The 767-nt window shown below is 39.8% G+C and carries 1 protein-coding gene; it reads right to left on the bottom strand.

All coding sequences use genetic code 11. The annotated features are described in order from the left end of the window. Window positions 1–182: 182 nt before the first annotated feature. On the bottom strand, window positions 183–653 hold the full coding sequence (locus EHC72_RS22475; RefSeq protein ID WP_165585922.1) for a hypothetical protein: 471 nt from the start codon (window positions 651–653) through the stop codon (window positions 183–185). Between the last annotated feature and the right edge of the window lie 114 nt (window positions 654–767).

The raw sequence follows: 767 nt of genomic DNA, 5'->3' as shown, positions 1-767 counted from the left end.
GGGCCAGCTAAAATAACGGTGCAATAAAAAATTACACAGTTTTAAACAGAGCGCCAGGTTAAAAACAAAATCGTAAACAGGATGTCGTAAATCCGGCATAGGGGTATTTGCCGGTAAAATGGGATTGTTAAAAAATAACTAGATCAATGATAATCAATACATTCCGTTAATCAAAATGTTATTTAGCAATTTGTAAAATTGGCACTTACACAAGTAAAGCTAGCGTTGGCACGAGTAAACTTAGCGTTGGCACGAATATAACTAGCGCTGGCACGAGTAAACTTAGCGTTGGCACGAATATAACTAGCGCTGGCACGGATAAACTTGGCGATGGCACGAGTATACTTAGCGTTGGCACGAGTAAAGTTAACGATGGCACGGATAAAGTTAGCGATGGCACGGATAAATTTAGCGTTGGCACGAGTAAAGTTGGTGATGGCACGCATAAAGTTAGCGCCGCGGTTTATAGAGTTTACGACGGCACGGATAAAGCTAGCGATGGCACGGATAAATTTAGCGATGGCACAGATAAACTTAACGTTGGCACGAGTAAAGTTAACGTTGGCACGAGTAAAGTTAATACCCGGGTTTACAAAACTAGCGACCGAGCTTATAAAGTTAGGGTTAGCCAAATAATAGAAGGGTCTGTTCAATAAACTGTGTCAAAAAGAAAATTAATAACTTTAAACATAGGAATTATGTCAGATCAACAAGAAGAGCAGCACTTCAATTATAAAGCATTTGAAGATTCAGCTTTAGAGCAGCTA

The organism is Pedobacter nototheniae, from assembly GCF_004335085.1.
GTDB lineage: Bacteria > Bacteroidota > Bacteroidia > Sphingobacteriales > Sphingobacteriaceae > Pedobacter > Pedobacter nototheniae.
This window is presented reverse-complemented; position numbering and strand designations above follow the sequence as displayed.